The organism is Prevotella sp. AGR2160, assembly GCF_000424185.1.
Lineage (GTDB): Bacteria > Bacteroidota > Bacteroidia > Bacteroidales > Bacteroidaceae > Prevotella.
Genome location: NZ_AUJK01000020.1, coordinates 22,835 through 43,373, shown reverse-complemented (window position 1 = coordinate 43,373; position 20,539 = coordinate 22,835). Strand labels below are relative to the sequence as shown.

Below are 20,539 nucleotides of genomic sequence, written 5' to 3'. Positions count from 1 at the left end.
AAGATAATCAATCTTTTCTTATCTTGCAAGATTATGGTTGAAAATAATGCTTTATAATATACTTTAAGTTGATTTATTGAACATTTTTATCGCAGTCGTGACATTTTAATGGTATTATTCATGTTGCTACATAAGGTGTACAATCTGCAAGACGTGCAAGACAAAAGGGATATATTATTCTTTAATCATGGTCCTTACTGACTTCCCGTAGTTCTTATGCTTAATCATTCTCCCAATGTAATTGTTATGTATTCTTTCATTTTCTTTTCAACTCGCAATATCTTGGCATATTCTGACAGGCGGCTTAGGTTATGGTCCGTGCGTTTCGTATAGTTCCGGATAATCTCCGAACACAGGGCGTGGCCTATCTTATTCCTGTACTTGACAGCATCACACACACTTCGCTCAAGGTCGGTCATATGGACTTTGTAGTTGCTTACTTTGACCTCAATAATGCCAAACTTCAGGTTGTCATCCTTCCAATAGAAAAGTTTGATGGGGAACGGCGTTTGAAGCGACACCTTGCGCTTTGCGGAGATGGCAATGCAGAATTCCGGTGGACTGACTGTAGTCAGGCCATAATAAGCCCATGCGTTGTAAAGGCACACTACACCTCCGGGAACAATGCTCTCGACATCTACCATATTGCTGAGTAGTTCCTCTGGTGGAGCATAGACACCATGCCGCACTTTAACCAGCTCGCCGGCACTAACTGCTTTCAGAACGCGACGGTATTTCTTCCTGTCTGATAGTTCCGAAGTTCTTATGTAGCCATGTTGCTGACCTGCTTGATTCGAAGCCTTATACATATCGTATTTTTTTGCAAAGATAGGCAATTACCTTTAAATCGAGAAATATTCTACGGATTATTTTCATTTTATCCGTAGAATAATCCCAATTTGAGCACTCATGGTGTTGTTGAAGCTGAAAATTGTACTACATTACTATTGACTCCATAGGCCTGTGAATGATGCAGTTTAAGGAAGTCGAGTACAACTTCAAGTGGCGACAACAATACACTCCCGGCCTGTAGGCAAAAAAACAAGACCGCTGAGGTTTTGAGGAATCTTCAGTAGATTGGTCCAAACTTTATCAAAGCTCACCGTCTGTGGCAATAATTTCGCCCATGAATATCCAGTGAGGATGATAATCGCCATTCTCATCTACCGGATAGCCTTGTGGATTTGCAGCATAATAGTCCCGTATATCCTGGGCTATGTCTTCTTTCTTTATTGGCAGCTGACAAATCTTGCGGCAAACGAAAGTGAAGGTGGCCTCCTCGTATGTAACTGCACCATCAATCACTTTTGGAGTTAACCCGGACTCGTTCACCTTGTCGGTATCACGACCTGATTGGCTGCCCAAAACAAAAACTTGCTTACGGAGCGTCTTAGGGAAGAAGCTTACCGTAAATTTTTCGCTATGCTGCAAGACTTCATTAGTGTAACGTGTCGGGTAAATATAGACGGTCACCGTTGAGCCGGTCTTCTTACCAGGCACCGTCCATATTGTACCAAGGCTCCCCCAAGCAACAACGCACGAGTTGAACTTGTCGGGAGTACCAGCCGTTACCACAGCCCAGTCCTTACGGAACATTTCAAATACTTTATATTCTTTACTCTCGAACTTCTTAGCCTGTGCTCTCGGAGCGTAGCTGTTTATGTCTTTTACATCCATTATTCCTTTGTTCTTTTAATACCACTGTTAAGCTGCTATGCTTACGATTATTGTCTTTTCCTTGTCTGATGGGAAGAAAAATTCCTCAGATTTCATCATTCAAAGAGCACTCCAAGTCTTTATAGGGTCAGGACCCAAGAGCCGCATTTCTAAATGATATGGCAAAGATAGCAATATTATACGATAATATTATTCCAGACAGCTTGATTTTTTCCTGAGAACAAAATTTAGAATCTGACCGGGGCGACATACTGACTTCCAACTCAATCATTACAACACATTCTATTGGTGCGATCACTCAGCGATGTTCTTAGCTATATGATATGTATCGCGGAATTATAATTGCAAATTCATCATCTCTAATTCATGGTCATACTGTCAAAAGTTTATATATATACACTTAATATAAGAAGGCGACATGCTAAATGAAGATCAGTAATAGTATTTTACAGATATAAAACTTTTCAACAAATTAAGTTTCATATTAATCATTTGTAATTGCTTATGCTACAGTGCATTATAAGAACATTTTTGTAAGTTGTAAGACTATAGTCTCATACTTGGACTATATACTAAAGTACTAATAAAAAAATATTCAAAACTTTGCACCATGAGCAACAAAAAGAACAAAATTAAGCCCGTAATAGTTTCAGTTATTAATCAAGTTAAGAAGAAAAATGAAGATTTCTTCTCAAAGCTGTCTAGTGCGGCAAAAAGAGACCAGAGCTACCTTCGACAAGTCCTCAAAGGTAAGCGGAACTTCACCATGGATGTGCTGCAGGACATAGGTACTGCATATGACATGAGATACATTATCGTGCCTGTACCAGAGTCTCCACAGTTGAAACGCTTGATAGCCGGTTACGGTGAAGAGCAGGAGTGTTATTGGAGAGTGCCGTTGGGAGACGGCAGCAACGCACTCTTGGATTTTCTCATCAATGCCGCTGGCAACAAGGGAAACTATGAGGAAATTTGGAAGGCAGCCTTTATGTTTAATGCTGTTCTTGCGCGAGCCGCATCAACCGAAGGCAGCAGGGAAGATATCATTGAGATGCTCTCATCAGACACTGAGAAGCTACTGGATCTTATCTGGCGATTAACCCATTAATACTCCGAGACGGAACGAGAGAACCCTTAACATAATCAACTAATTAAAAATTGTAAGAGAGTAATGGAGAAAGCACTGACTCAACAACTTGAGACCATGTGCAGAATGCTTACAAAGACTCGTGAGGATGTCAAAGTCCTAAAAAATCAAGTAAGCACTCTTCACTTGGTCTTGACCGGAGAAAACCCACCTCCTGAAGAGAACAGAACTAATTCTTTTGATCATGACGCGGAGGAGATTCTCCGCGCCAAGAACATAGAGGTTGGAAGCCGTGATGTTATGGAGATTTTACAAATTTCCGAGACCACGCTGAAGCGTTGGCGAAGAAACGGGAAGCTGGAATTCACGTACATATCCATTAATCATGTCACTTACAAGCTTTCGAAACTGTACGAAGCTGTCAACACTGGAATAGTGAAGTGTAAGGGACTCGGCAAAATCAAAGCCTTGGAGCGTATCTTGACTTACTCAAGGGATGTGAGCCAACTGAGAGAAAACAATGATTAACTACTGCATATGCTATGGATATTAAAATTCAGATTCTGAACAGGACACGTCAAGGTCTTGACGTGTTCCATCACTACCTGGGTGTGAAGTTCATTCCAAACAGGAGTTTCAAGAACCCTTTGTACAATGATACGAAGGCATCGTGTTCCATCTATCTGAACAAGAAGTCTGGAATCTATATGATGAAGGATTTCGGTGACCCGGAGTACTCAGGCGATTGCTTTTGGTTGGTCGGCAAGATGTTGGGGCTTGACATGAAGAGCGACTTCAAGCAGATTCTGCGACGTATCAACGAGGATATGCACCTCTGCATACCCATGGATGTAACGACTGACAACAGATATGGGAACTGGCAGACAAACTTTGCTGAGCCTAAGCCCAGATCTTTTGCCAATACTGCATCAGAGAGTTATGCTGAATCAAAAGTTGACGAACAACTCTCACCGCAGCCGAACGTCAAACTCGCCTACAAGGAGTTCTCGGAAGTGGAACTGCAATACTGGGGTCGGTATGGCATTACAGCAAGTACCCTTAAACGCTTCAAGGTAAGGAGCGCAAAATCGCTCACCGGTGTGTCAAAGGAGGGAAAGAAATACAAGATATACTCTCAGCCCAACGAGCCGATGTTCGTGTATCACACCGTTGACGAAGCCGTTAAGGTGTATATGCCGAAGAGCAAGCTGCGGTTCATGTATGCGCACCGGCCGAGTGGTGAGTATGTCTACGGACTGGAGCATCTGCCGGCGCGCGGACACATGGTGTTCATCACCGGAGGAGAGAAGGATGTCATGTCGCTCTCGGCACATGACTTCAATGCTGTCTGCTTCAACAGTGAGACAGCGGTCCCGCCAATCAACATCATTGAGAATCTTCACCGGCGGTTCAAGCATATCGTCCTGCTCTATGACATGGACGACACGGGCAAGAAAAGTGCTGCAAGAATAGAGCAGGCTTTGAGAGCTTATGGCGTGAAACGGTTGGAACTGCCGCTTGCTGGAACCAAAAGCGAGAAGGACATCTCTGACTTCTTTGCTCTCGGACATACCGCCGACGAACTCAGCAGGATAATCACAGAATTCATTCAGAAGATATATCGCAAGAGCTCGGTCATTTTCAAGTCGTGCGAACTGGACTATGCAAATCCACCCGCAAGGTCTTCTTCGGTGGTCGAGGTCAATGACGTACCGGTAGGCACCTCTGATAACCTTTTTTGTCTCACCGGGGGTGAGGGCGTGGGAAAGAGCAACTTCGTTGCTGCCATCATCTCCGGTACAATAGCTGAGAGTGCGCTGGACGCCGAGCGCACGCTGGGCCTTACCATCATCCCGAATCCGTCGGGTAGGGCCGTTATTCTCTTTGACACGGAGCAGTCTGAGCATCAGCTTTACAAGAATGTGCGTAAGGCTGTCAAGAGGGCTTATCTCGATGACAAGCCGGACTTCTTCCATGCCTATCATCTGTCGGAGCAGTCGCGCAAGGAGCGTCTTGACATCATCCGAACGGCACTCGACATGAACTTCCATCAGCACAAAGGCATCCAGTTGGTCATCATCGACGGTGTGGCAGACTTGGTGCGTTCTGCCAACGACGAGCTGGAGAGTGTGGATGTCATTGATGAGCTGTACCGTCTTGCAGGATTTTACCACTGCTGTATTGTCTGTGTGCTGCACTTTGTGCCTAACGGGGTTAAGCTCAGAGGACATATAGGCTCTGAGCTTCAGCGCAAGGCTGCTGGCATTCTGTCCATTGAGAAAGACACCAATCCAGCCTACTCTGTGGTCAAGTGCATCAAGGTGCGAGACGGAAGTCCGCTGGATATTCCGATGATGTCTTTCGGATGGGACAAGAAGGAGGACATGTTCGTCTATATGGGCGTGAAGTCTAAAGAGGATAAGGAAAGACAGAAAATCAATGACCTCAAGAGCATAGCCCAGGGTATCTTCGAGAAGGTTGACAAGCTGACATATGGAGAAATGGTGAAGGCCATCGTCGATGCGATGGAGATACAGCCCCGGACGGCAAAGGACTATCTTCGTACTATGAGGGATAAAGCAATTATAGAGCAGCTATCCGACCAATCCTATCAGCTCAAGATATTCTGAGCCGATACCGTGGCACCGGCAGTGCAGGTTACCTGAGCTGTCGGGCCACCTTCTTTCTGCGGTCAATGGCATTGGCGATAGAGAAACCTATCCAGAGTATGGGAAACATCAAAGCCCAGAAGAGGACCTTAAGGACCAGGACTACCGCGCCAATGACAACGGCGATGATGAGAGCGTAAAGGAAGAAGAGTGCGAACATGAAGACATCTTTTTGAGGGTGAATAATTATGTTTGTTAACTCCTTAAATCTCTATAAAGATACGAATAATTTTCGAAATACGCAAGTTTTTCTGCGATTATTTTCTATAAATATGCAATAAAATCGATCGTTTCCAACGACAAAATCACTGTCACTATGAGTACAAATACCATTCCAAATTACCAAAAAGCGATCTTGACTTTCAATGTGTTTTTCAGAGAGGACACCACAACACAGTCGTTTCTGCCGAGTATCGTATCAAAGGATACAGAGAACTGGGCTCTCTTCCGAAATACTTTTGCAGGACGAAAGGACTGCAACCTGACCATCGTGGACAAGTCCATCGAGACACCTTTCCACTGCTTGTTGGTAGCATTGTTCTGCAAGCAGCTCGAAGATGAGTTGCAGACAGAATTTGAGAATACAACCATGATTCTGTCTCCGCTCCGCAAAGAGCATCCGGGCAGCATCAACATTGCCAACATGCCTTTTGACAAGACCGAGAACCGCAACGACTATCTACAAGAGTGCTTCTCAAAGGTATCGGGAAGGAAGGTTAAGATAGCGACAAAACGCAATCCGATACTCTGTAGGGACATTAAAATCTCTTCCGGCGATTATACACTTTTCCTCCGCTTTGAGGGTGGAATGGCTAATGGATGGCAGGTGGACGATGCTTATGTTGCGAGTATGACACCTAAAGAGCTTCTGCCTTTTGTCTCCAGTAATGTAAAATGCAAGAATATATTCACGCATGGCTACAGTCAGAATGGAGTATTCATCAATATAGATTTCTTGACAAAATACCGCGTGTGTATTCCGTAATCTGCATTTGACACCAGCAAAAGTGTTATTGGCGGATTTCAGTCAAGAGGCAGGCACAAAAGATAGAAACTATCAGAGCAATCCAAGCTATCAGCTACAATCTATAGATAGAATCTATCTGATCTATCTAAGTGATCTGCAGATAGAATCTATCCAATCTATCTAAGCAATCTTTAGATAGAACCTATCAGAACTATCTGAGCTATCTAAGGATAAAATCTATCTAAGCAATCTTAAGATAGAATCTATCAGAGCAATCAGAGCAATCTACGGATAGAATCTATCTAAGCAATCTAAAGATAGAATTTATCTTTTGCATAGTTCGAGCCAGTAAAATACTGAGTTTGCTGATGACACGATGGCGCATGCTTTTAGTACGATTTCACTTATACTATTGGAATATTGAGCACTTCAACATGGAGAACGAAACATATCTACTTGTAAATCGGCACTTTTACCCTATTAACAGGCTTTGCCACCGCTACGGCAGTCAATTGGGAGTAGCAAGTTGTACTTTTGTACGTACACCTCGGTTAACACCTCGGCGCACTTCAAAAGTCACTTGCCAGCAGAGCTGGGGCGGATTAACGGTCGCAACTCCCTAATCCTTGTCAGATGAACTATAAACCAACCATCAAAGTATGAAGAAGAAATGTATCCGTTTGGAAATCCGTCTCACAGAAGATGAGTCTCAGATGTTCCAAAACAAGGCACAGAACTATGGCGGCAACATGAGTGCCATGGTGCGTGATGCGGTCAGACGCTTCGACGATAAGCGCACAAGAGGAAAGATAGAGACGATGGAGGCACTCCTGCAGTTCTATAAAAAATATCAACAACAGCTCTCGTGGTTGGGTGGTAATTTCAACCAGTGTATGCACCGGGCTAACGAGCTGGCCATAGCCGGTGAACTCAAAGAAAGTTTCTTCCGTGGCATTCTGCTACCTGAAACTCGGAATGCCGTCAAGGCCATCATAAGCATCAAGGCTGAGTTGGATGCCATCCACGACAAGCAAGAAGAAACGTAAACCTTTAGACCCAAATATGATAATCACTATCCTGCCCTCTTCCGCTAACTTCCATGCTATCGCCTACAATGAAATGAAGGTTGAGAAGGGCGTGGCTACGCTCTTGGAGGCTCAGAACATCCTCGGACTAAGACCGGAAGCCTACACTCCCGAAAAGCTCCGGCAATATTTCCTTGACTATTCCGCCCGGAACACGTATGTCAGGAATGCTCAGTTCCATGTGGCTGTCAGCTGTAAGGGAAATGAGTACACCCATGAGCAGCTGCTTGACATCGCGCATCGATACCTCAAAGAGATGGGTTATGCCGAGGCGGGTCAGCCGTTGCTGGCCTATGCTCACCATGACACGGGGAACAATCACATCCATATTGTCACTTCCCGTGTGGCACCCGATGGTCATAAGATAGACCACAATCATGAAAAGCGTCGCTCGCGAGCAGTAACTTTGGAGATTATGAAGGAATACACTGGCCAAAAGCAGGAGCCGGAAGTCAACGACATAGCCAAGGACGCACTTTCTTACCGCTATACATCTAAAGCTCAGTTCTGTGCCATCATGGAGAGCTTGGGCTATGAATGCAAGGAAGATGATGAGAAGCCGGTTGTTCACCTCTATCGAAATGGTGAGGAACAGGGCACCATCCGTGCAGAGCTCATCATGCAGTATGCCCTAAAGGAAAACAAGCCCGATGACAAACGTCGTCGGCAACTTCGTGCCATACTTGAAAAATACCGCAACTTGTCTGCCAATAAGGAAGAACTTGCCACCCACATGAAGCGTAAGTTTGGCATCAGTTTGGTATTTGTAGGCAAGGCTGATACACCGTATGGTTATATCGTTGTTGACCACAAAAATAAGACGGTCTTCAAAGGTGGTGAATTTCTCAGCATCAAGGAGCTACTCCAGTTCGAGGATGCCCCCACCCGGTTTACCAAGATTGAGCAGACCATCGACGGCCTGCTTACCGAAAACCCAAAACTCACCACAGCAGACATCAACCGCATTCTCTATCGGCAATTTGGCACACGCATCCACAGAGGAACTGTGACGTGGAATGGTGAGACCATCAATCTGCGAGAGTCTATTGTTTGTCAACTCCATGACAACTACTTGGAGTCGAAAGGAATTGTCAAGGTCACAACACCTGTTCATCCAAAAGCAGAGCAGAAGCCGCAACCGTCATCTTCGGTGCCTCGTCATTCTTCTATGGATAACAATGCCGGTTCCAAGGATGCCAACCGTGAATACGAGGTCGGCAAAGGCATGAACGTGAATGATGTAGACGACGAACAGAGTCAGCAAGCAAAATGGCGGAGATAGTCGGTTAGAACAACCGTGGCTCTTTGTCAAGGTAGCTCTCTTGATGCAGGGGAACGATCTTGTCTATTGGCTTTAGATGACCAATCATCAAAGGAGAAAGAGGGTCATGGAGACTGTAATTCTCCTTTGCCTTCTCATGGTCGTAGTTGGCATAGCAGTATCGGCAGCCGTTGATGCAGGTGTTGTAATCGCCGAGCCCACGGCTTTCCATGCATCGGCATCCTGGGCGATTGCCCTTCTCTGCTACCTTTTTGAAATGTAAGCCAAGTGTATGCTCATAGACCGCTCGTGTCATGCAGCCGCTGCTGTGGATGCCGTATTGCTCATAGCTTTTCTTTGTTCCACATGTTTGAATATACAGATAGTGCTTGGCGGCAATCTCACCCAAGCCTTTTGCAAGCTGATCCTTCTGCTGTTCCGAAATTGGCAGCAGCTCCGGCATGTGCAACTTTTTATACCACACCACGAAACTTAAAAGGCAACGGTCAACGTATGGTGCTATTCGCTCTGCCATATAGTCGAAAGTCTCGAAATGCCGTTCAATGGTGTATTTACCGGTCAGCAGCACAGGGTCATACCGCCAGATGATTTTCTCTTTGCCGACTTGTGCTGACAGTTCTTTTAGAGTATCGATACTCTCGTCTATGCTGGGTACGTTTGGCTCTATGTCCTTCCCATAGGCGGTAATGGTGTAGTGGAAATGACAGTTGAAGCGGTCGGTGATCTCATGCAGTCGAGGCAGAATCGGACGGTAGTTCTTGCTGCAGAACTCCACCACGTCGATGGTCTCTGGTGTGAGCTCGATTCTGTTCACTACATCATGGTAGAACGGATTACGGCTAAGTGCATAACCTTCCTGGAAGCGGTTCAGCAGCCACTCCGAGAAATAATTCACCGTATCAGTCCGTCCTCCAGTATTAAGTATCATGCTTACAATGCAAATTTCTTTCTGTGATTGACAATGGCATCCATATTCTCCAATGACCAATCTACAAGTTGGTTGAGAAGAGGAATGAGCGACAACCCGCGCTCCGTCAGTTCATATTCCACGCGAGGAGGCACTTCCGGATAGATAGTTCGCTTGATAAGATCATCAGCTTCCAATTCACGCAGTGTCGAAGTCAGCATCTTCTGCGACACATCAGGTATCGCCTTACAGAGATCGCGGAAGCGCATGGGCTGCGAACTGCCTTGCAGGGTCAACAGTACCAGCAACGACCAGCGGTCACCAATCCTTGAAAGCACATTTCTAATCGGACAGCTTGGGAACAGTGGATCTACAACTTGTTTTCTAATCATATCCTATGCATTTTATACGCAACAACCGCCACGGACTCGTAACAAGCCCATGACGGTATAGTGTTTGAAAGTATTCTTTATTACCACTTCACCTGCTCCTGAAGGATAACGCCATCAGTGGCATCCTCTTGTGTGAACAGCGTTTCACGATACTGTACACAGAGCACAACCATCGGTTCAGTGCCGTTGTTGTGAATGGTGCGCTTACCCTTCGGTGATACACGCACCACGCTGCCTTCCTGCAGGGGAATGTTCACGCCGTCAACCTGATACTCACCCTTGCCGCTGAGCACGAAGTAGAGCTCCTCATGGGTCTTGTGGGAATGGTAGAAACCGCCTTCCTGGCCGGGAGCGTAAATCTGAAATGAGAATTCCGAACCTTGGGTGCCGAGAGCCTGGCCACCAAATACCTTGCCGGGTATCTTTACATCGCCCATGGTCAGGACATACTCACCCAAGTCACTCATCTTGCCGAAATCGACGGCTGTGAAATTCTTGCCTTCTGCAATTTCCTTAATCTCTTTCATAATAGTGTCTTTTTGCGTTTACTTACTTTTTATTTGTTGGTGCAAAGATAGTAACAGTTTTAATAACCTGCAAGAAGGCACTTAAAAGTAAGACTATTACTTTGAGGTAACTATTATTGAAAATCAACGTATTACAAAAATCAACTTTATAATAGTTTAGCATTCCGTATATTCCTCAGACGGAGACAAATTACCTATGCAGATATTTATAGATGGCCAGTATCTCATCTGAATACCGCAAACGCTCCAAGGCTGACTGTAACATGGCGATTACTTTGCGCTCGCCGTCAAAGAGTGCAATCAGTTCTTCCATGGAATGCCGACGGCGGCCAATACCAAAGTACAAGCGCAGCAGCTCACGCTCTTCTTCCGGCAATACTCTGTCGAGCATATCACCGACCTGCTTGTTGAGTTCATTTCTATGAGCCAGGGCGTCGGCTTGGTTCCAAGGGCGCTCATCAATCTCGTTTCTTCTCTCCACGAAGAAGTCATCCCACAAGTCGTCGGCTTGGGTGTATTCATTCTCCTCATCATAGAGGTAATTGTCTATTGTCTCGTTCCAGCTCATAACTTCTTATCCATTAGTAGGTCGCAGACAGCATCCACCCTAATGATCTGAGGCTCTGCTTTTCCCTTCAGTACCAGCACTTTCTTGCCATTGCGGTAGATATGAAGCTGGCGGGAGCGGACAACGGCTGTCAGCTCAGTGTCGTCATTGATTGTCTGCCATATCTGATGATAAACGCCATCGGCATCCATCAGCTTATGCCACAGATGTGAGCACATGTTTGTTGTGTCAATGTCTGATGTGTTCATTTCTCTAAATATATTTCTCTCTCAACCGTTTGGGCAGTTTACTGAGCACGAGCTGATAGGACTGGGTGATAAGGTTTTTCACTATATCACCGTCAATCTCATCAAGGAAAACATCATTCCAATGCACCTTATTCAGATGGTACGCCGGTCGGATGCCGTCGTAATGGTCACGCAGCGTCTGTCCTTGCTCAGGTGGAAGTTTCAGCGCGCAGGAAGGCTCCGGAGCATCCAACCACAAGTGGAGGTATATCTTACCCTCGATGCGGAAGAGCACACAACCTTCACCATAAGCCTGGCCCTCCGTTGTCCCCGGCAAGGACAGCGCATATTCGCGTACTTCTTCGATGTTCATCAGCTGATTATATTACTTCAACTGTGTTCCGTCCTTGAAGGCGTTGCCCACTCGCTTGCCAATTTCGAGGTAGCCAAGATGAACGGGATCGAATGTCAGCAGGTGCATCTTCTCCAAGTCGGGCTTACCATCTTCGGCAAGATACTGCTCGTTGACTCTGATGTTCAGAATCTTGGCCACGATATAGTAGCCCGTCTCCGACTCATCTATCTTCCGCTCGATGCGGCACTCCATGGTCATGGGGAAATCGGTGAATACGGGAGCATTCACTTTCTCGCCCTTTTCTACCTTCCAGCCGGTCTTGGCCACCTTGTCCTTGACCTTCTTTCCACTTACAACGCCAACATAGTCTGCTGCGACCATAGTCTCAGTTGTGGCGAATGCAACTGTAAAGTCGGAATTGGTATTGAGATTGACTGTCGTCTGATGGTTGCCCATCGAAATCATAATCTTGTCTTCATCCCATTGACCACTCCATGCCGCATTCATCGCGTTTGGTGTTTCGTCGGCATCGTAAGTACCGATAACGAGTACTGCTTGTGGCATGAACCATGCCTTTGGATCAAAGTTCTTCATATTCGTCTTATTCTATAATTGTTGCTACAATGTTTCTACTGCCTCCGTCGTTACGGAACTCGCAGAGGTAGATGCCCTGCCAAGTACCGAGATTGAGCCGTCCGTCAGTAATGGGGATGTTGATGCTCACGCCCGTGATGATGCACTTAGCATGTGCCGGCATATCGTCGGAACCTTCAAGGACATGCCGATAGTCCGGCATGTTCTCCGGTACGAGTCTGTCGTATATCGTCTCCATGTCACCCCTCACGTCCGGATCCCAATTCTCGCAAATACTCAATGCGCAGCTTGTATGCTGCACAAAGAGGTTGAGCAGTCCTGCCTTCGGCAACTGTGGCAGATGCCGGAGTACTTCCTCGGTTATCAGATGGAAGCCACGGGACTGGGGCTTCAATTTAAATTCTATTTGCTGTACCATCAGAACTTTATCTCTTTTGTAGGAGCAGAGAAGGAACAGAACTGAGCGACACCATCCGTGATATAAAGGACAGCTGTATTGTCGTCGTCGGCAGAGTACATTCCCTTCAGTTCCGGATTCTTGTCAAGCACATAAGCCTTCGCTTCCCGGCTGTCGTCGTTGACGAGCTTACCACTGATGCGAATCCACTCGGTCCCCGACGGCTTCACGGCTGTGATCTCGAACTTCGGGTTGGCCATCATCTGCTTGAATACTTTTTTCTTCTTTCCGGTCTGAATGTAGAGCTTGCCGTTAAGCACCTCCACCACTGAGAACGGGCGCACATGAGGTTGGTCACCATCCACTGTGGCAATGTAGAATACACCGCACTCGTGGAGATAGTCACGAACTTCCTGCACAGCACTTTTCGTCTGTGCGTTTACCACCATTGCTGTCATCAGCATGAAGAATAAAATCAGTTTTTTCATATTCATAAATTTTTAGCATAGCAAACCGCATCATCCATATGTTGATATGGAGGATAGTTCTCAATGCGTTTATAACCCAATCCTTCATACATCTTTATCGCATAGTCCATTCTTTCACGTGTCATAAGTACTGTCCGTCTATATCCACGTTCATGGGCAAAGCCTTCAAGTTCACGTATCATCAATGACGCAAGGTGACGGCCTCGGAATGGTGGCTGCACCCACACCCGTTTTATCTCCACATCGCCGCTGCCATGTTCTTTCAAACCGGAGCAGGCAGCAGGGACATCCTCATCAGAATAGACTATCATCGCATATTTCACATCTTTTGACTGGTTGCCCGGAATAAACGACTGTCTGTTCTGAGGACCACCGACAAGCTGGTTGTAGAAGTTCTCAGTTATCGCGTGGAACTCTTCAAACTCCCTGTCATTGCCGTCAGTCCATCGTATTCTATAATTGTTCATTTGCTCCATATTGATTAATTGCAATATTACTATTTTTCAAGCATACTGTATAGCCGTACTCGCAGTTTAACTTACAAGAGCATTAAACAACTCTTCACAGTTGACTTCTATTCGAGCAGACGGGAACAAAGTTGCTTCTGCTAGTTGAGATTTTCTCTCTAATAATTTATCAAGCGTCTGGTCAAAAGTTGTAATACCATCAGACACAGCCATTGGGTAATATACGAAGACATCCTTATCTTGCCCAATTCTATAAACGCGGTCCGTTGCCTGATTTTCTTTGGCAGGATTCCAATGGCGCGAATAATGTATGACATGGTTCGCACCTGTTACGTTTAGTCCCATACCGGCAGCAATCGGAGACATGATAATGACATTGAAGCCATTTACATTCTGAAAATCATCTATTGCCTGCTGACGTGACATTTTACCACGCTTGAATAAATCATTTTTACCAGTTGGTGTGTCACCATTGATTACATGAGGCATAATCTGATAACGCATGCGCAGAATGCGTTTTATGATTGCCTGTGTATCTCGACGCTCAGCAAATATAATCACTTTTTCTTTCTTCTTCTTAATCTCGTCCAAGATAGGAATAATAGCTTGTAATTTGGCAGAGCTTTCAATTAGCTCTTCAACAGAACAATCATCCATCTTCTCTGTTCCAAGATACGGATGGTCAGAAATTTCCCTTAGTCGCTGAATGCATACAAGCATATAGCCTTTTGGCGGATTGGGACTATTTTTTTCCTTTCGGGCTTGTTGAACAGCATGGTTATAATATTCCCTTTGGATGGCGGGCATTTGGTATTCCAATCTTTTTATGTTCTTTTCTGGAAGTTCTTTAGCGACATCCGCCTTCAATCTTCTTAGGAAGTATTGCCCCATATCTTTACGCACTTCGTTCCCTAACTCGATAATGTCGGTATCAAGAGACTTTAATGGCGACTGATATTTCTGTGCAAATTCTCTACAGTTTCCTAACAATCCAGGAACGCAAAAGTCCATAATGCACCACAGATCCACCATCGTATTCTCTACAGGTGTACCTGTCATTGCGACCTTGAATTCTGCTTTCAGTGCTTTAGCGGCATTCGTCACTAAGGTTCCGGGTGTCTTTATTTTTTGAGCTTCATCGAGTGCTACAATGGCAAAATCTACTGCACAGAAGCTGAATTGATAAGATCTAACAGTCTCATAATTTGTCAATATAATATGTCTATGCTGTAGGAATTGAATGAAGTTACGGTCAATGCCTTTTGTGAAGTGCTTGGCTACACGGGACGTTACAACTCTTACAGGAATCCTTGGCTTCTCAAAGAACTTTATATATTCATTCTCCCAATTCTCCAAGAGTGATATTGGCGCTACAATCAAATATGGTTTTTTAGTATCATTATATTTGCGATCATACCAGTCTATTAGAGATAGGAGCTGAAGAGTCTTGCCTAACCCCATATCATCAGCGAGAAGGCATCCCTTAGAATGTTCAAATACAAGATGCTGCAACCATGCAATTCCTTCTACTTGGTGTTGCTTCAACGTTATGCCATCCTTCAGGCCAGGAATTGAAGAGAAAATGTATTTATTGGTCTTATCGTACTTTGAGAATTCAACTTGGTATCCAAGTTCTTCTGCATTTTCTTCTACTATTAGGACTTTCTTTTCTTCTTTCTGTTTCTTCTTTTCAAATTGCTCATGAGCATTTTTGGCTATCTCTAATGCGTCATTAACATTGAGTGGTATGTTCTTATAAGAAATGGACGACTTTCCTTCAGCTATCGCCAATCGGGCTTGTTGCTCAAATTCGTTTACTTCTTCTTCGGACTTAAATGTAAGTTTAGAGTTACCGTTTATTCTATCTTCCACCTCATACGTTGGGGGGAGCCATGATGAAGTGAAAGGTGACACAAATGGATATACTTTTGGCTTGTATAAACCAATTTCAATCACACGGTCGCTATAAAATGCCGAAAGGTCACATTGCTCCGGATCTAAGTGTAAAGCCGGGTTATCCACGAGCTCCTTCAGATCTTTTGAACTGACCCTCCGATAGTTTTTCCTGATCTTTCGAATCTGTTCTTGCTTGTCATCGTCAAGCACGACTCTCACCCGGCCGTTATTGTCATCAGTCAAAGCTAGGTTGTCAGGGACCTCCTCTCGGGATTCTAAGTATCTGTCAAACTGATCCGAAAACGGTGAATCTATAGTCGGATAGACTTCATAGCAATCTTCACCAACCTTATCAACTTCTATCTTGAGCTTTGAAGGAACAAGCACATTCTCCTTTGTGAGATATTTATCAAGTGTAGCCTGGGCAAGTTCTGACAGCTCTTTTATTTGACTAAAAGCAATGAGGTTGCCATTAAGACTTTTACTTTCTATGGGCAACGTATTGTACTCATCAATAGCTTCAACCAGGCGGAGTTGTTCCATACGCAGAAGATATTCGCTATGACCAGCATTTATAACAGCCCCTTCTCGTTTTACTGCAAACCTTCTGCCAAGTTTGGATTGTCTGTATGATATAACATACTGGAAAGACGAATCTCTTAAAAGACCCTTAGGCTGTATATAAATCGTATACGGGTAAATTTCCGGTAATCCTAATGCCCGTCGCTCATAGGTGCTTAACTTATATATACCATCGTATGAGACATTACATGCATCGCCATCAACAACGGCCAAACCGTTATCAACAAACTCTTGCAATAACTCAGAGTACACGCAGGCTTCTTCGTCTTCGTCCCATTGAGAAAAAGCCAGAGAGTTTCCTTCCTTTATAAATCGGAATGCTATGTACTCAGTTGATGGTTGATATTGTATCATAATAAGCCGTGATTTCTAAACCATTGATTTAATGTTTTCTCCCAATCAGATAAATGCGGAAGTTTTCCTTCATCCTTATCTATCATAAAAGATTGAATCGTTGGCAAATGAGGACGTTTTAATTGGTAGAAGTAAGAGGGATTCTTCACTTTACCTCGATAGATGTAAATACTACCGCTACCACTTTCAGAAAACTCCACAAAGTAGTAATTACCGATGGTCATACCCAGAGCTGACAGTTCATTGTCTGAACCATCGTTAAGCAATGATACTTTTTGACTGACAAGTTTGGAAATTCTCTCATCTTGCATGAGTACGGATCTCGTCCTCCTTGTGCAAAAGATATCAAAGTCGCTAATTAAATCCACATGTTCGATCCAATACTTCTTTCTTCTTGGATCACGTACGCACTTCTCAAAAAAGATGGAGATAAACTTCCTCTTGATCCATTCGTTAAGGAGTCTTCTCGCTTCTTTAAGATTTTCCTTCTCCTCTTCTGTTCCTACAGACAATGTCCATTTCGACGCTATTGAAGGATCCCCAATCTCAGTAATAGCAAGTGTCTTGATGGCTTCCATCTGTGATGGTGTTGCACTTTTACTTTTGTTAAGAATGATGGCAGGTATTAATCGTTTTGCAGTAGGACCATAATTATGCTCGTTAAGAACGTCTTCCATCAGTTTAAGCCGAGAAAGTCCGTCTTTCTCAAAATATGCTACTATTACACGTGAATAATATTGCATATTAATTTTATCACGCGATAAGCCGAAGAAAACAGAAGGTGCAGTTCTAAGAGAGCAGGCTATCCTTTGCCCCTTATCACGCTGGCTCAAAGTAATGCCTAGAAGCTCGGGCCCCTCTTGTGAGAGGAACCGTCGGTTCTTTTTTAAGATGAGATACTTATCGCGTCTACCTTGGTATGAATCTAATCTACTTTGAACAAGATTCATAACTAATTCCATTATTTCTGCATCAGTATCATCCCAATTGGAAAGCATGAAATACAACAATCCATTAAAAAATCTATCCCTCCAATTGTGATCCAGCAAATATACAAACGATTTCATCATAGGCAATGTATTCATACGATACATTGAGTAGATTAGCATTCTCAACTCTCTGGAAGAGAAAGAAAGTTTTTGAGGAATTTTATAGGAAAGACGAAAACGATTAAAAACTTGGTCTGTAATGTTTTTGTCAGGAATACGCTCTTCGATGCCCCGGCAACGCTCTGCAATGGCCTCAAGCCTCTTGATATTGTCGTCTATTCCCTTCTTTTCAGAACGTGACAATAAAGTCTTCGCAGCAAGCGCATAGTCACTTGCCGAGAAGTTAAAACCAAGTATTTTCGCCAATTCGTTATTCATGTCGTCTTGCTATTTCTTCCAACTTTTCTTCCGCATTGGTCCTGATTCTGAATTCCACACGTCGTGACAATCTGGGGTCTTCCTTACCATTCCGTATAATGATATGCGACGACGACAGACCATTGGCTGTTATGCGTTGCATCGCCCATTTTTGTTCATTCCGAGGTAAAAGAAACAGACAATACTGCAGGACCGAACGGGTTCGATCTTGAGACAATTTCATATTCGTAAAATAATCACCCGATGTATCAGTATGGCCTTCAATACGTATTTCTTCAATATTTTTCTTATACTTAGGCTGATTGATAAGTGCTATGTATCTCGGAAAGAAATCGTTTAGTATCACTTTGAACTTTGGCTTGAGGTCAGCCTTGTTAAAGTCAAACAAAGTGGACGGCTCCTGAAACCTAACGCTCAGCTCTGTGGAGTCAATGATGGCGTTCCAGACTTTGAGGCTATCTTTAAATTCTTTTTGGAGGTCAATATACAACTGTGTCTTTACTTGATTATATTCCGTTGTAATCATAGCTTCCTTGTCTGACTGCTTTTGCACTTTGAGCATTGTAGCAGTCAGTAGAAGAATGAAGATAAACAGCAAGCCAGCCATCAAGTCACCAATCGACATTGCGAAAGGATTTTCATTCTCTTCGTTCTCACGCAGTTGTTTTCTCATCGTATTCTCATCTTTAACTTATCCACGCCGTCAGTAAGTTCTTCGGCAGAATCATTGAGTGCCTCCGCGATATTCTGCAAGCCCTTTGTTGACTTTTCAAGCGCATTAGAGTACAATCCGAGTGCCTCCCCCGTATTTTTGCTTAGTGTTGTGCTATAATCTTGCAGGCCCTTGCTTATCTCTGCAAAGATGTCTTTTAATCCTTGATGAATAATGCCATATTGTGCAGTATAATCTGTTATCAATTGCTGGGTCGTCTTCAAAGTCTGGTTGATGTTATCGACTGTATCTTGATTTGCCAGTTGTATCTCCTTGTATTTCTGCATATTTTCTTTTTGCTGTGAGATAAGAGTGTCGGAAACATCTTTCATTATTCCTGACAATTCTTTAATCTTCCCGGCAGAGGCATCCAGATTCTCACCGACTTTCTGTACATTGACTAACATTTGAGAGGTTTCTAAGTTCGATGTTTTCATCTTACTGATGCTCTCGTCAAAAGAGACAAGCAGACGAGCAATCTCACGTGTAGAACGGCCTTGACCGTCAATGAGACCATTTTGTTGCTCATTGAGTTTTGCTACAGATGTGGTAATGGTGCTCATCATCTCATCAAATTTGGTTTTCATCTGCGTTGCCATATCCTCATTGACAGTGCGTGCTTTCTCTACCATCTGAGTTTGTTGATCTTCGACGGATGTTTGCAACTGCCCAATGATGCTCTTGACATTGTTGAAATTATCCGTAACGCTCTTGGTCATCAACTCCATAGTTTGAGGAATACCGTTCAACACTTCACTTGACTTCGTGAGGTTGGCGGCCAAGGCATCCATCTGCGACATCGTATCACTTGATATAGAATCCTTAAATTCATTTGTCATCTGCTGCATGGACGACTTAAGCTCGCTAACCACAGATGATACCATATCCGTAGCCGGTGACTTCATGTTCTCCGATAGTGAGTCTAATTTACTATTAAAAGTCTGATGACTTCTTTCCAAATCTTGTATCAGTGGAACAATAGATGCATTCATAGTCTTACCCAATGATGCGTTTAACTCATTGGACAGATCCGTAGTGAAGGACTCCAAAGCCTGTGACTGTTTTTCTGATTCTTCATAAAGATTTTGAAGCATATCGCCAGGCTTAATAGCCTCGCCAGATTCATCATACCCGATGAGTGCGTCCATTAATGCCTGCTGATGGCTTTCTTCCTGCTGTTTGAGATTTTCTACACTCTGCTCATAGGCTTTCAATTGCTTCTCGTTAGCTTCGTGAATAGCCTTAAGACTTTTCATCATCTCATTTTGCTGGAGCATATTTTCTTTTCTGAGCAAGTCGATTTCGGACACGAAATATTTGTCGTCCAATACCTTGCACCATTTGGATGTCACGATGTCTAAATCGTTATAAACTTTCTTTTGTTTCCAGATATATAGAGAAGACAAAGTCATACCAAAAACAGAAGTCAAGAAAGCTGTACCCATACCTCCCAAAAGAGTTTGGATGCTATTCATAATTTCCTCAGAGTTGTTACTTTTGAACAAAGTAACACTTATCGTCAAACCAATGAAAGTTCCAAGTACGCCTAAACCGGATATAAGACCAGGCGCAGAACTGATTGCTTTAAGGTTGACGCCAATTACTCTTGCAATGTTTCTTCTATAATAGAATTCTTCGGCGTGCGTCGTTGTCTTGTTTGCACCTTCTATCTCTAACGATGCTGTTTCTTTATAGCCATCGTTTAATTGCTTCATTCCTTCAAATGAAGACTCTACATCATTGACCCTCTGGCTGTTCGCCCAAGTCTTAACAAAGCTTGCCAGACGTCGTAAAGGAATATAGTACTTATAAGCTATATACACGATAGCTAAACAGCATACTGCCGTCAATATGTTCATCCACATACATTCTTGATTTTATTATTACTCTTTTGTAAAACTCACTATGAACGCTCTGTACTTGCGCTTCTTCCTACTAT

General features: G+C 43.9%; 23 protein-coding genes. 6 read left to right on the top strand and 17 right to left on the bottom strand.

Going from position 1 to position 20,539, the window contains the following annotated elements:
* Positions 1-224: 224 nt before the first annotated feature.
* Positions 225-809 carry a type IV toxin-antitoxin system AbiEi family antitoxin domain-containing protein gene (locus G604_RS0110840; RefSeq protein ID WP_028910585.1) on the bottom strand — a complete coding sequence of 195 codons (585 nt, stop codon included), beginning with the start codon at positions 807-809 and terminating at the stop codon, positions 225-227.
* A 283-nt stretch (positions 810-1,092) separates the two neighbouring features.
* The gene (locus G604_RS0110835) at positions 1,093-1,677 is read right to left on the bottom strand and encodes a flavin reductase family protein (RefSeq protein WP_051220372.1); all 585 of its coding nucleotides are present in this window, start codon (positions 1,675-1,677) and stop codon (positions 1,093-1,095) included.
* A gap of 610 nt (positions 1,678-2,287) precedes the next feature.
* Between G604_RS0110835 and G604_RS0110830 the strand changes: the two genes are divergently transcribed.
* From G604_RS0110830 to G604_RS0110820, 3 genes are all read left to right on the top strand, one after another.
* Complete coding sequence (locus G604_RS0110830; protein ID WP_028910583.1) at positions 2,288-2,785, top strand: hypothetical protein; 498 nt, start codon at positions 2,288-2,290, stop codon at positions 2,783-2,785.
* 63 nt (positions 2,786-2,848) lie between these two features.
* Complete coding sequence (locus tag G604_RS14835) at positions 2,849-3,292, top strand: hypothetical protein (protein WP_051220371.1); 444 nt, start codon at positions 2,849-2,851, stop codon at positions 3,290-3,292.
* A 14-nt stretch (positions 3,293-3,306) separates the two neighbouring features.
* Positions 3,307-5,394, top strand: coding sequence for a bifunctional DNA primase/helicase (locus G604_RS0110820; RefSeq protein ID WP_028910582.1), 2,088 nt, complete (start codon positions 3,307-3,309; stop codon positions 5,392-5,394).
* Positions 5,395-5,422: 28 nt separating this feature from the next.
* On the opposite strand, the gene G604_RS15275 is transcribed toward G604_RS0110820, so the two are convergent.
* The gene (locus G604_RS15275) at positions 5,423-5,593 is read right to left on the bottom strand and encodes a hypothetical protein (RefSeq protein WP_155941931.1); all 171 of its coding nucleotides are present in this window, start codon (positions 5,591-5,593) and stop codon (positions 5,423-5,425) included.
* Between the two features lie 207 nt (positions 5,594-5,800).
* Here G604_RS15275 and G604_RS0110810 point away from each other — a divergent pair, with 207 nt between their 5' ends.
* The 3 genes from G604_RS0110810 to G604_RS14235 all read left to right on the top strand — a co-directional run bounded on the left by G604_RS0110810 (position 5,801) and on the right by G604_RS14235 (position 8,767).
* Positions 5,801-6,418, top strand: a complete 618-nt coding sequence (locus tag G604_RS0110810) for a hypothetical protein (RefSeq protein WP_231376144.1) — start codon at positions 5,801-5,803, stop codon at positions 6,416-6,418.
* Between the two features lie 641 nt (positions 6,419-7,059).
* Complete coding sequence (locus G604_RS14240; RefSeq protein ID WP_051220370.1) at positions 7,060-7,446, top strand: hypothetical protein; 387 nt, start codon at positions 7,060-7,062, stop codon at positions 7,444-7,446.
* 16 nt (positions 7,447-7,462) lie between these two features.
* Positions 7,463-8,767, top strand: a complete 1,305-nt coding sequence (locus tag G604_RS14235) for a relaxase/mobilization nuclease domain-containing protein (protein WP_051220369.1) — start codon at positions 7,463-7,465, stop codon at positions 8,765-8,767.
* 4 nt (positions 8,768-8,771) lie between these two features.
* Here G604_RS14235 and G604_RS0110795 read toward each other — a convergent pair whose 3' ends face one another.
* The 14 genes from G604_RS0110795 to G604_RS0110730 all read right to left on the bottom strand — a co-directional run bounded on the left by G604_RS0110795 (position 8,772) and on the right by G604_RS0110730 (position 20,459).
* Positions 8,772-9,695, bottom strand: coding sequence for a DUF1848 domain-containing protein (locus G604_RS0110795; RefSeq protein WP_028910580.1), 924 nt, complete (start codon positions 9,693-9,695; stop codon positions 8,772-8,774).
* Between the two features lie 2 nt (positions 9,696-9,697).
* Positions 9,698-10,066, bottom strand: coding sequence for a winged helix-turn-helix transcriptional regulator (locus G604_RS0110790; protein ID WP_028910579.1), 369 nt, complete (start codon positions 10,064-10,066; stop codon positions 9,698-9,700).
* Positions 10,067-10,146: 80 nt separating this feature from the next.
* A complete protein-coding gene (locus G604_RS0110785; protein WP_028910578.1) occupies positions 10,147-10,593 on the bottom strand; it encodes a cupin domain-containing protein in 447 nt (148 codons plus the stop codon).
* Between the two features lie 190 nt (positions 10,594-10,783).
* Complete coding sequence (locus tag G604_RS14830) at positions 10,784-11,161, bottom strand: hypothetical protein (RefSeq protein WP_028910577.1); 378 nt, start codon at positions 11,159-11,161, stop codon at positions 10,784-10,786.
* On the bottom strand, positions 11,158-11,409 hold the full coding sequence (locus G604_RS0110775) for a hypothetical protein (protein WP_028910576.1): 252 nt from the start codon (positions 11,407-11,409) through the stop codon (positions 11,158-11,160). The genes G604_RS14830 and G604_RS0110775 overlap by 4 nt, the downstream gene beginning before the upstream one ends.
* A 4-nt stretch (positions 11,410-11,413) precedes the next feature.
* Complete coding sequence (locus tag G604_RS0110770; RefSeq protein ID WP_028910575.1) at positions 11,414-11,761, bottom strand: MmcQ/YjbR family DNA-binding protein; 348 nt, start codon at positions 11,759-11,761, stop codon at positions 11,414-11,416.
* Positions 11,762-11,773: 12 nt separating this feature from the next.
* Positions 11,774-12,337: a flavin reductase family protein gene (locus G604_RS0110765; RefSeq protein ID WP_028910574.1), complete on the bottom strand. Its 564-nt coding sequence runs from the start codon at positions 12,335-12,337 to the stop codon at positions 11,774-11,776.
* A gap of 7 nt (positions 12,338-12,344) precedes the next feature.
* Positions 12,345-12,755 (bottom strand): secondary thiamine-phosphate synthase enzyme YjbQ, encoded by a 411-nt coding sequence (locus G604_RS0110760; RefSeq protein WP_028910573.1) that lies wholly within the window; start codon positions 12,753-12,755, stop codon positions 12,345-12,347.
* Entirely contained in the window at positions 12,755-13,222 is a 468-nt protein-coding gene (locus G604_RS0110755; RefSeq protein WP_196801124.1) for a pyridoxamine 5'-phosphate oxidase family protein, read from the bottom strand. Before G604_RS0110755 ends, G604_RS0110760 begins: the two co-directional genes overlap by 1 nt.
* 2 nt (positions 13,223-13,224) lie before the next feature.
* Positions 13,225-13,698: a GNAT family N-acetyltransferase gene (locus G604_RS14225; RefSeq protein WP_051220368.1), complete on the bottom strand. Its 474-nt coding sequence runs from the start codon at positions 13,696-13,698 to the stop codon at positions 13,225-13,227.
* A 57-nt stretch (positions 13,699-13,755) separates the two neighbouring features.
* On the bottom strand, positions 13,756-16,521 hold the full coding sequence (locus G604_RS0110745; protein WP_155941930.1) for a DEAD/DEAH box helicase: 2,766 nt from the start codon (positions 16,519-16,521) through the stop codon (positions 13,756-13,758).
* Positions 16,518-17,888 carry an EH signature domain-containing protein gene (locus G604_RS0110740; RefSeq protein WP_028910570.1) on the bottom strand — a complete coding sequence of 457 codons (1,371 nt, stop codon included), beginning with the start codon at positions 17,886-17,888 and terminating at the stop codon, positions 16,518-16,520. Before G604_RS0110740 ends, G604_RS0110745 begins: the two co-directional genes overlap by 4 nt.
* Positions 17,881-18,561, bottom strand: coding sequence for an OmpA family protein (locus G604_RS0110735; RefSeq protein ID WP_028910569.1), 681 nt, complete (start codon positions 18,559-18,561; stop codon positions 17,881-17,883). The genes G604_RS0110740 and G604_RS0110735 overlap by 8 nt, the downstream gene beginning before the upstream one ends.
* Complete coding sequence (locus G604_RS0110730; protein ID WP_155941929.1) at positions 18,558-20,459, bottom strand: hypothetical protein; 1,902 nt, start codon at positions 20,457-20,459, stop codon at positions 18,558-18,560. The genes G604_RS0110735 and G604_RS0110730 overlap by 4 nt, the downstream gene beginning before the upstream one ends.
* Between the last annotated feature and the right edge of the window lie 80 nt (positions 20,460-20,539).

Bases quoted from the DNA above. Each gene is read 5' to 3' on its own strand.
- G604_RS0110745 (WP_155941930.1), bottom strand. From the start codon at position 16,521: ATGATACAATATCAACCATCAACTGAGTACATAGCATTCCGATTTATA.
- G604_RS0110820 (WP_028910582.1), top strand. From the start codon at position 3,307: ATGGATATTAAAATTCAGATTCTGAACAGGACACGTCAAGGTCTTGAC.
- G604_RS0110735 (WP_028910569.1), bottom strand. From the start codon at position 18,561: ATGAGAAAACAACTGCGTGAGAACGAAGAGAATGAAAATCCTTTCGCA.
- G604_RS0110835 (WP_051220372.1), bottom strand. From the start codon at position 1,677: ATGGATGTAAAAGACATAAACAGCTACGCTCCGAGAGCACAGGCTAAG.
- G604_RS0110740 (WP_028910570.1), bottom strand. From the start codon at position 17,888: ATGAATAACGAATTGGCGAAAATACTTGGTTTTAACTTCTCGGCAAGT.
- G604_RS0110755 (WP_196801124.1), bottom strand. From the start codon at position 13,222: ATGAAAAAACTGATTTTATTCTTCATGCTGATGACAGCAATGGTGGTA.
- G604_RS0110790 (WP_028910579.1), bottom strand. From the start codon at position 10,066: ATGATTAGAAAACAAGTTGTAGATCCACTGTTCCCAAGCTGTCCGATT.
- G604_RS0110770 (WP_028910575.1), bottom strand. From the start codon at position 11,761: ATGAACATCGAAGAAGTACGCGAATATGCGCTGTCCTTGCCGGGGACA.
- G604_RS0110795 (WP_028910580.1), bottom strand. From the start codon at position 9,695: ATGATACTTAATACTGGAGGACGGACTGATACGGTGAATTATTTCTCG.
- G604_RS0110840 (WP_028910585.1), bottom strand. From the start codon at position 809: ATGTATAAGGCTTCGAATCAAGCAGGTCAGCAACATGGCTACATAAGA.
- G604_RS15275 (WP_155941931.1), bottom strand. From the start codon at position 5,593: ATGTTCGCACTCTTCTTCCTTTACGCTCTCATCATCGCCGTTGTCATT.
- G604_RS14240 (WP_051220370.1), top strand. From the start codon at position 7,060: ATGAAGAAGAAATGTATCCGTTTGGAAATCCGTCTCACAGAAGATGAG.
- G604_RS14225 (WP_051220368.1), bottom strand. From the start codon at position 13,698: ATGGAGCAAATGAACAATTATAGAATACGATGGACTGACGGCAATGAC.
- G604_RS0110765 (WP_028910574.1), bottom strand. From the start codon at position 12,337: ATGAAGAACTTTGATCCAAAGGCATGGTTCATGCCACAAGCAGTACTC.
- G604_RS0110775 (WP_028910576.1), bottom strand. From the start codon at position 11,409: ATGAACACATCAGACATTGACACAACAAACATGTGCTCACATCTGTGG.
- G604_RS0110830 (WP_028910583.1), top strand. From the start codon at position 2,288: ATGAGCAACAAAAAGAACAAAATTAAGCCCGTAATAGTTTCAGTTATT.
- G604_RS0110785 (WP_028910578.1), bottom strand. From the start codon at position 10,593: ATGAAAGAGATTAAGGAAATTGCAGAAGGCAAGAATTTCACAGCCGTC.
- G604_RS0110760 (WP_028910573.1), bottom strand. From the start codon at position 12,755: ATGGTACAGCAAATAGAATTTAAATTGAAGCCCCAGTCCCGTGGCTTC.
- G604_RS14235 (WP_051220369.1), top strand. From the start codon at position 7,463: ATGATAATCACTATCCTGCCCTCTTCCGCTAACTTCCATGCTATCGCC.
- G604_RS14835 (WP_051220371.1), top strand. From the start codon at position 2,849: ATGGAGAAAGCACTGACTCAACAACTTGAGACCATGTGCAGAATGCTT.
- G604_RS0110730 (WP_155941929.1), bottom strand. From the start codon at position 20,459: ATGAACATATTGACGGCAGTATGCTGTTTAGCTATCGTGTATATAGCT.
- G604_RS14830 (WP_028910577.1), bottom strand. From the start codon at position 11,161: ATGAGCTGGAACGAGACAATAGACAATTACCTCTATGATGAGGAGAAT.